Raw genomic sequence first — 12,603 nt, 5'->3', positions numbered from 1 at the left:
ATGGAAGAAAACAATACTTCAAGATTTATTCCTTATGACTTGATTCAGAAAGAGCTGGATGGGACTATTTCCGAAAGGGAAGGAGTGTTGCTTGGGCGTTGGATTTCGGAGGATGTGGCGAACTACGAGCTATACCAAGAAGTTAGAAGTATAGCTGATGATCTTAGAGCACTGGAATGCTATAAAAAGGTAGATGCCAGTAACCAATGGGAAAAATTTAAAAATCAGTTGGATAAAACAGGGGATCAACAAGAAGCGGAGATCGAGACACCTGTACGAGCAATCTGGAAACCCTGGATGAAATTTGTGGCTGCAGCCGTATTGTTGGTTGTCGGTTTTGCCTGTTATCTGAACTTTGACCGCTGGATGGACAATGAAATCCGAATATATGGATCAGCAGCGCAGCAGCCCATTTTGCTTCCTGATAGTTCAATTGTGATATTGCATGCAGGAGCGGAAGCTTTGTTCAATAGGCGAACATTTCTAGGAGAACGGATTGTCGAACTTAAAAAGGGAAAAGCGCTATTTGATGTAAAGCACAAAACGGGGAATTCTTTCGTCGTAGATCTTGAAAACAATTATGTGCGTGATATCGGAACTACTTTTGAAGTGAATTTGCTTGAAAATGATGTTGAGGTTTTTGTTAAGGAGGGCTCTGTCGCCTTGAGCAGTGGAAAAGGAGATCATGCAAAAGAACTTATTCTGCAAAAAAATCAGAAAGGCCTGTATAAAAAACAAACAGCATCCTTGTCCAAAATAGATCTTTCTGAGCAAAATGATACCGAAGTTGCTCAGAAACTGAGCTATTCGAATATTCGATTGGATAGTATCTGTGCGGATTTGGAAAAGCATTTCCGGGCGAATATTACTGTTGTTGGGGATAGCTTAAAAGCGCGGAAGCTGACCATGTATTTTGATGGACAAACGCTCAATGAGATTGTTCAGATTCTCTCCAAGACCCTCAATGTGAAATGGAAATCGGGTAAAAAAGGATATAGAATCTACGAATAGACTTTTCGCATTGCTGATATGAAAGATAGGGTACTGTATCGTCTGCTCTTTTTATGCTGGTTGGTTATAGTCATGTGTTCGAAATCCATGGGGCAGAATTCTCCTACGGATTCGCAAATTTCAATTGACACACATAACAAACAGATCATTCAGATACTTGTCGAAATTCATAAAACATACGATATATCCATGTCTTATGATGAGCAGATTTTTAACAAGGACATTATCTATAGTCGATCATTTAATAAATCGAGTTTAGAAGAGGTTCTTAATTATTTGCTCAAAGATTCCAATATTGGATTCACAATGATCAATAGGGCCCTGATCTTCTACAAAGAGGATAAGACTTTTACCATTAAGGGGCGTGTTGTAGATAGTCTAAGCGGTGAAAACCTGATCGGTGCTACTTTGTTGATTGCTGAGAAAAGTAAAAGTAGTTTTAGTAATAAATATGGGTTTTATTCATTAACTCTACCCCTGGAGACCAATGTCTGTGTGGTAAGCTATGTCGGGTATAAAACAAAAATTGTGAGATTTTCTCCCGATATGGAGTTTGGTACATTTTTAATCAAACTTTCTCCTCTAGATATGAATCTAAGTGAAATTGTGATCAATGGAGACTCTATCGGGCGAAGTAAGCAATTACAGGTGTTAAATGGGAAGATAGACTGGAATAGAGCTCGGAGAAGTTCTTTCTATAAGGGAGAAGCGGATATTATCAAGGTTTTACAGATGCAAAATGGTGTTAACGGATTGACTGAGGGGGGGAGTAACTTGTTTGTTAGAGGCAGTGGTAAAGATCAGAATCTTATATTGTTGGATGAAGCCGTTGTTTACAACCCCTCGCATTTATTTGGTTTGACTTCTGTCTTTAATCCTGATATCTTAAAACATACTCAAATTTATAAGGATGCTATCCCATCGAATTTCGGAGGACGGATTTCATCCATCATGGAGATGAGCACACGTGATGGCGATGTAAACACAGTACATGTCTTCGGAGGCGCAAGCTTACTAGTTGCTCGCATTGGAGCTGAAGGTCCACTTATAAAGAAAGGGAAGGGATCTTTTTTAGTGACGGCAAGATCAAGTATATCGAATGTGTTCAATAAAGAATATCGTTTGTTCAATGTGAAGGGGAATTATAGTGACTATAATGCCAAATTGAATTACGCAATTGGGGACCGTCATAGGGTTTATGTTTCTGGATATATCGGGCAAGATAAAGTGGTTGCACCTAATAAAAATACTAATCATTGGGGGAATTGGGCGTCTACATTACGATGGAATTATGTGCATAGTCCACGCCTGTTTATGAATTTGTCCGCGATTTTTAGTAATTATTCGAACAGGTTGGATATCAGTAAACCCGAATCGCCAGAAAACCGAACATGGCTGACCCAAATTAGAGATTTTAGCCTTAAAACTGATTTTACCTATTTTGGAGGATTAGATCGCATGCTTGATTTTGGAATCCAAGGGACGCTGCATAGGTTCAAACCTGGGGAAATTTCTCCCGTTGATCTAGCTAAGGAAGAAAATATTTTCAGGGCACAAGCATATGAGTATGCAGGCTACGTATCCTTTAACTGGAAGATTGACTCTTCCTTTCGGGTCGTTTTAGGTACACGTTTAAATGCTTTTTATAGCACTTCGTTTGGACAATATTATTTATTGAATAACCAATACAAAGTATTGGCGGGAGATTTGGATAAGAAAAAGACTTATTACGGGATCGAACCTCGTTTTTCTTTTCAGTATAAGTTTGCCGATGCTTATTATGCAAGAATATCTTATAACCGTGTATACCAATATCTACAGCTTTTACAGAATGATGAATTGGCTTTTTCATCGTTGGAGGCCTGGATACCTGCTGGGCAAAATATAAAACCTCAATATACAGATGCAGTCTCATTTCGCATAAATAGAATGATTCATGGAGGATACATTGCGATAGATGGGTATTGGAAAAAGATGAAAAATCAAGTTGAACTTATTGACCATGCGCAACTTATTTTAAATCCTTTTATAGAAACTCAGATAAAACAGGGAAACGGTCGAGTATATGGTTTAGAATTTTCTTTTAATAAACGTATAGGCCCTGTTGAGGGAACTGTTCTATATAGCTATTCTCGGTCCTTTCGCAAAATTGTAGGAATAAATAAAGGCAATGAATACGTGGCTAACTATGACATTCCACATGTGGCAAAAGTTAGTTTGTCTTACGATATCAATACAACTATTCATTTGAATACATTTTATGTATTACAGTCAGGAAGGCCATTAACATATCCAATGGGGTTTACGGAGTATGAAGGCATAGTTATGCCTATTTATTCGGATAGAAATTCACATCGTATGCCGATTTTTAGTCGCTTCGATATAAGCTGTTCTTTCGATTTAGAAACGAAAAAACAGCGAGAAAAAGGTCGGCTAAATACTTTAAATATAGGTCTATATAATGTTTTTGACCGGCGTAATCCATTATATTATAGTTTTTTAGAGAGTGGAAATGGTTCCCCCATCGTTAAACAGACTTCATTTTCAGGAATTGTTCCGTCAGTAAATTATGCAATAAGATTTTAAAATAAATGATGTTCCCTGTATCTAAAAGTTCATTTTAATCGTATGGTTAATGTAAATTTGGAACTAGTAAATTAGGTTGGGGCAGATGAATAAAAATATCTATTGGAAAGTCCTTGTTTTGTTGTTTTGCTGCAGCATGCTTTACGCCTGTGAAAAATCAGCGCTAGAAGATGGGCAATCTTATGATATGATCGTGGAAGGTGGTATCAATACCATGTATAAAGAGCAATATATTCAATTAAAGCGACTTCATATTTCTGGCGTTACTAGTGAACTTGAAGGAATTACTGCTGCTACGGTTATCGTGACAAATGGTCCAAATCAAATTGATTTTGAAGATGTTGGAAATGGTCTGTATAGAGGTCAATTGTTTGATTTAAGAGATACCGTTGGAAATATATTCCAATTAAAAATTGAATTGAATGGGAAGGTGTATGAATCACAAGATCAGCTAATCACCAATGTGCCGATAGAAAAGTCTTTTATTCCGGTAGAAAAATCTGATGTTAATAAAAAATGGCATGTCAAGGTTGATACATATTTATTTGGTATGAGCAATTCCAATAAATGGCTTATCATGCCGCAAAAGGAATTTTCGGATGAAAGTATGGTATTTTTTAAAGCACCCTATAGTTATAGTTTTAGGTCGGGAGCTCCAAATGTTTTAAATACATTGCTGGCTGCTACTTATAGTTATGAAATGGGAAGGAAAGACAGTTTAGCGATTTCTAAATTTGCGATTTCGCCGAGATATGCAAAGTTTTTATATAATTTGTTCCAAGAAACAAAATGGAAAGGGCTATTGTCAGCAGTCCCTGCGAATGTACAAGGAAATGTTACGGGAAACGCCCTTGGATTTTTCTATGTAATGGATGGAATCAAGAAAACAGTTCCGATGAAAGATATTAGAAACGCTAAATAGCCAATTTAATCATTAAAATTAAGAGCCATATACGTAAGAATCGTATATGGCTTTTTTTATGTGAATTTGTTTCTATTAAATTTTGTTGATTAGAAAATGAAAATGCTATTAGGACTTTTTAATAATGTTATTGTCATTATTAAAGATTGAACAACTAGACGTGCTTCAATACAAATGGTTCTTTGAATTTTAATCAATTATTTGCCCAAGATCAGCGCAATTGCCGCTGAGCATCTGAAAAGTGAAACCGGTGTCGAGTTTTATCTCTGCGCATGATGAGGTCCGTAGATATGCCGCTTTCCGGGTTAAGTATTCAACGAGATCAGTTAACGTAGGATTATGACCGAAGAGCAGAACTTGATTGATATGGTCAGGAATTGCATTGATAATGGATAGCAGATGTTTGTATGTGCATTCGTAGATCGTTTCTTCGATCTGAATATCAAAAGAAGAAGAACCCATGACGTCCAGAAAAGTGCGCGTTGTTTGAAGTGCGCGGTTGGCTGGGGAGCTGATCACCATACTATTTTCGTCAAGATTCAATTTTGTGGCAAGCTTGGCAGCAACCTGTTTTGCATGCTGAATTCCATCGGAGGTAAGAGCTCGGTCAAAATCGTTTATTCCCGGAATGGTTTCAGCTTTGGCATGTCGGATGATATAAAGTTTTTTACTGTTGTCCATGATTAAAATTTTTGATTCTATACTAATAACGCTTGATAGCAATATTTCATTGTAAAAATGATGAGATTACTTTCTTCATTATAACAAAATAGTAAAGTATGAGTTCTGCGATTCTAAAAAATATAAAAGATAAATGATAAAGAAGTTCTTTTCAAAAAAAAGTAATAAAGAAAGGACTGATCATGGATATGGCTGGTCAGGAAGATATATGTATTGGGAAGATGTTAAAAGCTTAACAGATGGGTATGATGCGAATTTGATTTTGAACAGAACCTATCAATCGATGCTTAAAATTCGTGATGGGCATGCTGTATATGAGAGAGATTCCGTGCTATTTGAGAAAAAAGAATTTCCTTTTGCACTAATTTCAAGTCTTCTTTATATAGCAACAAAAAATGATTTGAAATTGAAAGTCATTGATTTTGGAGGCTCTTTGGGTACAACTTATTATCAAACACGTGACTTTTTAAAGCCTTTGGAATCGTTAGAATGGCACATTGTGGAACAAGAGTCCTATGTAGAGCTTGGTAAAAAAGAGTTTGAAAATAAGCAGTTAAAATTTTATAAAACAATAGAAGAGAGTATTGCTGATGGCCTGCCAGATATAATTATTCTATCCAGTGTTGTCCAATATTTGGAAAAACCGCATGAATTTCTCAGTTATTTGACGGGTTTGCGAATAGCCTATCTTTTTTTCGATCGTACGGCGTTTGTCTATGAGGGACCTGACCGCCTTACCTTGCAACGTGTGCCACCATCTATTTATGATGCATCCTACCCAGCATGGTTTTTTAATGAGGCAAAATTCCTGAACCATTTTAATGAGTATGAACTACAAGCTCAATTTGCATCCTATGTTATTGGAGAACAAGATATGCTAATTGATGGAAAGTTGGCAGGATATGATAGCGGATTTTTTTTTAAGAAAATGATATGATGCATAACTACTGTACTTTATTTAACTCAACATATTTGACTAGAGGATTAGCAATGTATAATTCTCTCGATAAGTATGTTAAGGGATTTCATCTTTATATTTTCGCATTTGATGAGGCGTGCTTTTCAATTTTAAAAAATCTCAATCTGCCGAAAGCTACAATTATTCCGCTAATCCAGTTTGAGGATAGGGATTTACTTGCTGTTAAGTCGACGCGTACAGCTGCAGAATATTGCTGGACTTGTACACCATCTATTATACGTTATGCAATTAATACCTATGGATTGCAATCGTGTACATATCTGGATGCAGACTTGTTGTTTTTTGGAAATCCACAGGTTCTGTTTGAAGAGATGGGAGATAATTCGGTATTAATTACACCACATCATTATACTGAAAAATACGATCAGTCAGCAACAAGTGGAACATATTGTGTTCAATTCGTTTGTTTCAAAAACACGAAAGAGGGAATGGAAGTACTTGAATGGTGGCGCAATGCTTGTTTAGATTGGTGTTATGCGCGCGTGGAAGATGGGAAATTTGGCGATCAGAAATATCTTGATGATTGGATGACGAGATTTAACTGTGTTCATGCTTGTGAACATCGAGGAGCGGGAATTGCTCCCTGGAATATTCAACAATATGAATTTGGTGATAGGGATAGTTCAATATGGGCAAAAAGTATAGGGACTAGACTTAGTTTTCCAGTCATATTTTATCACTATCATGGGCTCAAGATAGCAGAAGCTAATAGTTTTATTCCGTTACCAACAGCGTACTATGATTTAAATGATAATGGCCTCTTGTTTATGTATAAGCCCTATATGTCCGCTTTGGTAGAAGTAAGTAATGGATTGAAGAAACGGGGGATTACTGCTGTACTACATGAAAATATCAAAATTCCGAAGATTAGGACATCCATTCGTCGAATTGCTAACCTCTTTTTTAAGGGAAAAACAGGAGAGTTTTATCACAACAATTATTTTAAAATGAGATGGCTTACCAAGTTGATTTAAAGACATTTACTGATGATCGCGGTAATTTGACAGTGATTGAAAAGGTTATTCCTTTTGATGTCAAGCGTATATTCTATATCTATGGAGTTGATGATTCTATCAGAGGAGGGCATCGACATTATCAGACCGTTCAAGCAGCAGTCTGCTTGCGTGGACGTTGTGCAATTTACAATCAAGATGGTGCAAAGGAACAAATTTTTGAATTGAATTCACCGGACCAATGCTTGATTTTAGAGCCAAAAGATTGGCATCAGATGTTCGACTTTTCGGAGGATGCTATTCTTATGGTGCTTGCTTCTGAATATTATGACGCTACAGATTACATTTATGAACCCTATTTAAAACATGATAGCATACGAGAACTTACAGCAGGTCAATAAGGAATTTATGGATGAATACACGCATGTTTTTCAGAAGGTATTACGCGGAGGTTGGTATATTTTGGGAAAACAGGTACAGCAATTTGAACAATCATTTGCGAATTTCTGTGGTGTCGAGCACTGTATCGGAGTAGCCTCCGGGCTAGATGCATTGGTTCTTTCACTGCGCTATTTTGGATTTCAACCCGGAGATGAAATTATCGTACCTGCTAACACCTATATTGCTTCGATATTGGCTATTGTTCAAGTTGGTTTGAAACCAGTACTTGTTGAACCGGATATAAACACGTACAATATTGATCCAAAACGGATAGAAGAGTGCATTACAAAAAAAACGAGGGCCATACTTGTTGTCCATCTTTATGGAAAGATGAGTGATATGGATCCCATTCTTCAGCTGTCCGCTCAATATGACTTAAAGATAATCGAGGATTGTGCACAAGCGCATGGTGCTAAGTACAATGGTCAAAAGGCAGGAGCTTTTGGTGATTTTGGTGCATTTAGTTTCTATCCTACCAAAAATCTCGGCGCACTGGGAGACGCTGGAGCTATTACATGTAAGGCCGATATACTGAATAATTCAATTCGTACGCTACGGAATTATGGTTCATCTGCTAAATATGTCTTTGATGAGGTGGGGTATAATTCGCGGCTCGACGAACTGCAAGCTGCTTTTTTGTCTGTGAAATTAAAATACCTAGATAAAATTACAGCGCACAAACAGAGGTTGGCAACAGTTTATCTACGTGAGTTAAAGTCCGATTTTATACTTCCAGTTGTACAACCTAGACAAGAAGATGTTTATCATATTTTTGCGATCCGTCATCCCGAACGAGACCGATTGCGCGCTCACCTTTTGGCAAATGAAATTGGAACGGAAATTCATTATCCAATCCCTCCACATCAACAAAAAGCGATGAAAGGAATCCTATCAGATGGAGGATATCCAATCTCTGAAGAAATCCATCGTACAATAATCAGTCTACCAATTTCCTATGGTCATACAGAAGAGGATATCAATAGGGTTGTGGAGGTAATGAATAAATTTTTATAAACAAGCACGAAAAAATGACGAAGTATAGCATTTCGATTATTACAGTCAATTTAAATAACAAAACAGGATTGCTGAAGACAATCACATCTATCCAAAAACAGACTCTTAATGAGATAGAATATATTGTGATTGATGGAGGGTCTACTGATGGGAGTAAAGAATTAATTGAACAAACTCAATTTATCTCTAAATGGGTTAGTGAAGAAGATGAAGGAATTTACGACGCAATGAATAAGGGTATAGCACTTGCCACTGGTGAGTATCTGTTGTTTTTAAATAGTGGTGATTGCCTCCATGAAAATACTACTTTAGAAAAAATAGTTCCATTGTTAAACCAGTTTGACATTATCTATGGTGATTTGTTTTTTGCAGACAAGCTAAACCCTTATATATATCATTATCCCTCGGAGCTATCCTTTTCATTTCTATTTAATGCTTCTTTGGCACACCCTGCGACATTTATAAAGAGGGATCTATTTGGACGTTTTGGAAAATATGATACGCGTTTTCAAATAGCTGCTGATTGGGCTTTCTTTATTAAAGTCATAGCGCAAAAAAATGCCTCTACCAAACATGTCAAACAAGTTATTTCCAATTTTGATACAAATGGAATTAGCTCCAGGGAGGAAAATCAATTAAAGATCGCAAATGAAAGAAAGGCTGTTTTAGAAATAGAATTCCCTCTTTTTTATCAAGATTATCTTACACATACAAATACACAGAATACGTTAGAGAAGATTCGATCATCAAGTGCCTTTAGACTCTTAAAAAAGATAGGTGTCAAAAAATTTCAGTAATAAAATAGATTTTATTAGCAATTATTATATGATTAATCAATTTGTAAAACCATTAGTAAGCATAGTAATTCCCTGCTATAATTGTGAAAATACGATCGAGGAAGCGATTGGATCAGCTTTGTCTCAAACATATACTAATATTGAGGTGATCGTAGTAAATGATGGTTCAGTAGACAATTCGGAGTCCATTGTCGCGGAGCTTATTAAAGGTGATTCTCGATTGAGTATTTATTCACAAACAAATAAAGGTGTATCAGCGGTGAGAAACCTGGGGTTAAGGGTCGCTAGAGGAAGCTTTATTGTTTTCTTGGATGGTGATGATAAGTTAAAGGATAGTTATATTGATTTAGGAGTAAATATATTTGAAAAGAAGCCGAGTTTAACCCTCGTTTATAGTAATATGGAGCTATTCGAGCGAGAATCAGGTCCTTTCCCTTTAGCTAAATTCAATTTAAAAAATTTTTTAAAAGCGAACTGTATTCCTGTATTTGCTTTAGTTCGTACAGACCAGTTGCGAGCTATTGGTGGCTTCGATGAGTCTATTGTTTTCTGTGAAGATTGGGAATGTTGGATCCATTTATTTAAGCAGTTTAATGCCGAGGTATATCGAATAGAAGAACCCCAATATTATTATCGAAAAAGATTTACTATAGATTCGGCATTAGATAAATATAGAGATAACCATAGGATACTTCGGGAGGTTCAGTTATATATTTTTCAAAAACATCAACAGATCTATGTTGAAAACGAAATGTCTCTGGATTATCTGTTTATCTTGGAAGATGAACTTGGAAAGTTCAGAAGGAAATATTATCATAAATGGTATAAACGTATATTTTATTTATTGTTTAAGCCTAAGAAGTATTCAAAACTATATCAGCAATAATTGGATTTGTCAGGATTATCTGAAGAAGGGGATAGAGGTGTTATAATTTTTTTAAGAAAAATAGATGAAAATTAATTGTGTATAATAAATATTAATTTAATTTTGTCGATTATATATTGTAATATTATTAGCAATGAAACAGATTCTATCTTTTATTTTAATTCCAGTTTTATTTTTAACATCTTGTTCGAAAGATGAACAATTTGATAATGAAACCGATCTAGTGGAGTATCGTAAAAATAGCGCTGTATTTTCTTCAAACTATTTTATGATGTCAAACACAATTGATAAAGATCTTTTCTTAGGAGGATTGTGGTTGGTTGATAGTACAAAGGAAGGGGGGGAATTAGAGAAGCTACGTGTAGACATCAGTAATTTTAAGATGAAAGTTGTTCATAATTCCGATCTAAGTACGATTAAGTTTGGAGATTTTACCCCGAATTATCAAAATGTTGCAGCTTATGCAAAGTTGTTTAAGAATGATATATTTTCTGCAAATGTCAATTTTAGCTATGGTAATTTCTCTGATTACAATATGATCAGGACTTTCTTAAAAAATAGCTCTGATGCGGATGAAATTCTCACACTCATTGTGAAGGATAAAGATGGAGAAAGAATGGTGCAGCGAAAGCATGGTTATTATGAAGATCAGGTTTTGTTGGACCTTGTGCTTGGAACACAATATGACGAGTTTGTGGCTTTCTTCGATAAAAAATATGTAGAATCCCTGACTACAGAAGGGAATGTGCCAACCTATGTAAGCGCTGCTGCTTATGGGCAACATAGTTTGATTTTAGTTGAAAGTGATTATGCTGTTGATGAGATCAAGAATATCTTGAAGAAGTTGAAAGCAGGTGAGCAGCTGGATAATACAGATAAAGATCTTTTAGAATTAAGCTCTATAGTTATCTATCTACGCAGTGGTAGTAAGGAAAGTTATATTAAAAGAGCTGAAGGATTGAAGGAAATAGAAGCCGCATGGAAGGTGTTCAAAGAAAAGAGTGACAAAAGAAATAAAAGCTACGAATTCCCTATTTGGTATAAACTGAACAGCTTAGAGAACTTTGGCTCAATGAAATATAAAATGAAATTCGATTATTTTGAAAAAAAGAATATACAGTAAACACGCTATTAAGGAAGAAATTACTTGATTTTTTCCGATGACTATTGGAGGGTTAACTATCTGTTGAAATACTCATTTTTGGTAAATGCATATAATTTTTTATAGAAAAATGCATGTTTTATTAATTTCGTATGTTCGGTAAAACGTTTCCATTTATTGATGCGATTACGCCAGTTTAATCGCTCTTCGGTATTTAGCAGCTGATCTACCATTTTATAGGCATTCAATTCTGACAAAGCAATCTTTCTTAATTTCTCTCCGTCTTCGGGGTTGTATTTCTCCAGTTCCCTGATCAGTTCTTTTTCTTGATACTGTCGGTTAAGATAACGTCCGGAGCAATTCATCTTCACATATTTTGAAAAATTCTCAGGACGTAAATAGCCATCTCCTTTATTTCCGTTGTACACACGATGATCATATATTAAACTGGGACGTCCGCATGCCATTGCATCATAAATAGATCTGCCGATTCCTACTACTAAATCAAAAAGATTAATCTTTTGCTCAATGCTGACTGCTGGATTACTATTTTTGTTATAAGCCTGAAAGTCTAAACCTTTAGCATCACAGACAGCCTTTAATTTTGCATTGGCCTTATCACTCTGACATAACGACAGTACGCTTTGAAGTGTGCTGTTTATTGGACGTAATGGTTTTTTTTTCTGTACATCAATTCCATTTAAAATAATATCATTTGCATAACCGAGGTTCACTAGATGATCGGATATTTCTTCTGAAATGGCGACATGATAATCTGCAAGTGGAGAGGGTTGTTCTAACTCGGGTACAATACCGTGGCAGATCTGAATGATGGGCGCCTTAGCAAAGAGTTCTTTAACCGAGCTGTTGTGATTAGCAAAGATCAGATCATACCTTTTCTTTTTCATAAAAGGTATGTGTAATTCTTCTTCTATCTTATCTGAAATTAAGCCTTTATCAAAAGTGAAGTATTCTACTTCAACATTAGGCCGTACGTTAAGTGCTTTGATTAAATCATAAGTATACATTTCTGAACCGCCGACTCCGGCTAGATGATTAGTTGCTACTAAGATCTTTTTTGTTTCTCCCATTTCGTTCTATTTTTTTTAAAATCACAACATGCCATTGTGTAATTAGTTATAAAAAAGTTGTGACCGTACTCATCTATCGGAATGAATATTTTCTTATATGATTATAATCAATAACGAGTACAAAGAGGTTTTCATTACAT

The 12,603-nt window shown here is 35.8% G+C and carries 12 protein-coding genes; 10 read left to right on the top strand and 2 right to left on the bottom strand.

Translation table 11 applies throughout. The features are described 5' to 3' along the window. From K2F45_RS24240 to K2F45_RS24230, 3 genes are all read left to right on the top strand, one after another. Entirely contained in the window at nt 1-1,011 is a 1,011-nt protein-coding gene (locus K2F45_RS24240) for a FecR family protein (protein ID WP_248932564.1), read from the top strand. An 18-nt stretch (nt 1,012-1,029) separates the two neighbouring features. Beyond that, the gene (locus K2F45_RS24235; protein ID WP_083663762.1) at nt 1,030-3,597 is read left to right on the top strand and encodes a TonB-dependent receptor; all 2,568 of its coding nucleotides are present in this window, start codon (nt 1,030-1,032) and stop codon (nt 3,595-3,597) included. Nucleotides 3,598-3,682: 85 nt separating this feature from the next. Next, complete coding sequence (locus tag K2F45_RS24230; RefSeq protein ID WP_075994252.1) at nt 3,683-4,519, top strand: DUF4249 family protein; 837 nt, start codon at nt 3,683-3,685, stop codon at nt 4,517-4,519. A gap of 189 nt (nt 4,520-4,708) precedes the next feature. Here K2F45_RS24230 and K2F45_RS24225 read toward each other — a convergent pair whose 3' ends face one another. Continuing rightward, complete coding sequence (locus tag K2F45_RS24225; RefSeq protein WP_075994251.1) at nt 4,709-5,200, bottom strand: SixA phosphatase family protein; 492 nt, start codon at nt 5,198-5,200, stop codon at nt 4,709-4,711. Between the two features lie 133 nt (nt 5,201-5,333). Between K2F45_RS24225 and K2F45_RS24220 the strand changes: the two genes are divergently transcribed. From K2F45_RS24220 to K2F45_RS24190, 7 genes are all read left to right on the top strand, one after another. Then, nucleotides 5,334-6,137: a methyltransferase, TIGR04325 family gene (locus tag K2F45_RS24220; protein WP_075994250.1), complete on the top strand. Its 804-nt coding sequence runs from the start codon at nt 5,334-5,336 to the stop codon at nt 6,135-6,137. Further along, nucleotides 6,134-7,153 carry a glycosyl transferase gene (locus K2F45_RS24215; RefSeq protein ID WP_248932563.1) on the top strand — a complete coding sequence of 340 codons (1,020 nt, stop codon included), beginning with the start codon at nt 6,134-6,136 and terminating at the stop codon, nt 7,151-7,153. Before K2F45_RS24220 ends, K2F45_RS24215 begins: the two co-directional genes overlap by 4 nt. Next, on the top strand, nt 7,132-7,533 hold the full coding sequence (locus K2F45_RS24210) for a sugar 3,4-ketoisomerase (protein WP_075994249.1): 402 nt from the start codon (nt 7,132-7,134) through the stop codon (nt 7,531-7,533). The genes K2F45_RS24215 and K2F45_RS24210 overlap by 22 nt, the downstream gene beginning before the upstream one ends. Next, the gene (locus tag K2F45_RS24205) at nt 7,499-8,587 is read left to right on the top strand and encodes a DegT/DnrJ/EryC1/StrS family aminotransferase (RefSeq protein ID WP_248932562.1); all 1,089 of its coding nucleotides are present in this window, start codon (nt 7,499-7,501) and stop codon (nt 8,585-8,587) included. Before K2F45_RS24210 ends, K2F45_RS24205 begins: the two co-directional genes overlap by 35 nt. A 14-nt stretch (nt 8,588-8,601) precedes the next feature. Continuing rightward, nucleotides 8,602-9,384 carry a glycosyltransferase family 2 protein gene (locus K2F45_RS24200; RefSeq protein ID WP_248932561.1) on the top strand — a complete coding sequence of 261 codons (783 nt, stop codon included), beginning with the start codon at nt 8,602-8,604 and terminating at the stop codon, nt 9,382-9,384. A 28-nt stretch (nt 9,385-9,412) separates the two neighbouring features. After that, nucleotides 9,413-10,270, top strand: a complete 858-nt coding sequence (locus K2F45_RS24195) for a glycosyltransferase family 2 protein (protein WP_248932560.1) — start codon at nt 9,413-9,415, stop codon at nt 10,268-10,270. Between the two features lie 133 nt (nt 10,271-10,403). Then, on the top strand, nt 10,404-11,393 hold the full coding sequence (locus K2F45_RS24190; RefSeq protein ID WP_248932559.1) for a hypothetical protein: 990 nt from the start codon (nt 10,404-10,406) through the stop codon (nt 11,391-11,393). Between the two features lie 56 nt (nt 11,394-11,449). Here K2F45_RS24190 and K2F45_RS24185 read toward each other — a convergent pair whose 3' ends face one another. Next, complete coding sequence (locus tag K2F45_RS24185; protein WP_075994244.1) at nt 11,450-12,463, bottom strand: glycosyltransferase family protein; 1,014 nt, start codon at nt 12,461-12,463, stop codon at nt 11,450-11,452. Between the last annotated feature and the right edge of the window lie 140 nt (nt 12,464-12,603).

This window comes from Sphingobacterium siyangense, from assembly GCF_023277505.1.
GTDB lineage: Bacteria > Bacteroidota > Bacteroidia > Sphingobacteriales > Sphingobacteriaceae > Sphingobacterium > Sphingobacterium siyangense.
The sequence above is the reverse complement of the archived record's forward strand: the minus strand, read 5'-3'. Positions and strand labels throughout refer to the sequence as shown.